The 1,101-nt window shown below is 66.4% G+C and carries 1 protein-coding gene; it reads right to left on the minus strand.

Features of this window, described 5'->3' with window-relative positions; translation table 11 throughout:
• Window positions 1-1,101, minus strand: a 1,101-nt coding sequence (locus AC097L_RS25810) for a UxaA family hydrolase (protein WP_479589545.1), incomplete at both ends; no start/stop codon positions are given.

Here is a 1,101-nt window from a genome sequence, read left to right on the forward strand (position 1 = left end):
CGGCCACTGGCCACTTCCAGCATCAGTTGGAACAGTTCCCAGCCCACGTCTTCGATGCTGGCCGCGCCGTCGGCAATGGTCCCGGCGTTCACGTCCATCAGGTCGTGCCAGCGGCGGGCCAGGTCGCTGCGGGTGGCCACCTTGATGACCGGCACGGCAGCCAGGCCGTAGGGCGTGCCGCGCCCGGTGGTGAACACGTGCAGGTTCATGCCCGCGGCCAGTTGCAGCGTGCCGCAGATGAAGTCGCTGGCCGGGGTGGCGGCGTAGGTCAAACCTTTTTGTTGGAGCTTTTCGCCGGGTGACAGCACACCGGTGATGGCCACCGAGCCGCTCTTGACGATGGAGCCCATGGCTTTTTCGACGATGTTGGACAGGCCGCCTTTTTTGTTGCCGGGCGTGGTGTTGGCGCTGCGGTCTACCTTGCCACGCTGCAGATACGCGTCGTACCAGGCCATTTCGCGAATCATTGCTTCCGCCACTTCGGGGCTGCTGGCGCGGGAGGTGAGCTGGTCAATGCCGTCGCGCACCTCGGTGGTTTCCGAGAACATCACGCTGGCCCCGGCGCGCACCAGCAGGTCGGTGCAATAGCCCACGGCGGGGTTGGCAGTGACACCGCTGAACGCGTCGCTGCCGCCGCACTGCACACCCACCACCAGCTCAGCAGCAGGCACGGTGACGCGGCGGCGGGCGTTCAGGCGCTCCAGGTGCGCGGTGGCCTGGCGCATGATGGATTCGACCATGGACATGAAGCCCACGTGCGCATCGTCTTGCAGGCACACCAGGTCCAAGGGAGGAGGGGGGGCACGTTCGTCGATCAGCGGAATGGTGCCAGGCGGCATCAGGCGCTCGGGCTGCAGCTTTTCGCAGCCCAGGCTGACCACCATCACCTCGCCGCCGAAGTTGGGGTTCAGGCTGATGTTGCGCAGGGTGCGGATGGGGATCTCGGCCCCCGGCGCGTCGATGGCCACGCCGCAGCCATAGGTGTGCTCCAGCGCCACCACATCATCCACGTTGGGGTATTTGGGCAGCAGCTCGGCCTTGATGCGCTGCACCGCAAAGTCGGTGACCCCGGCCACGCACTGCACGGTCTGGGTAATGGCC

It is taken from the genome of Rhodoferax sp. RT5P35, from assembly GCF_056521385.1.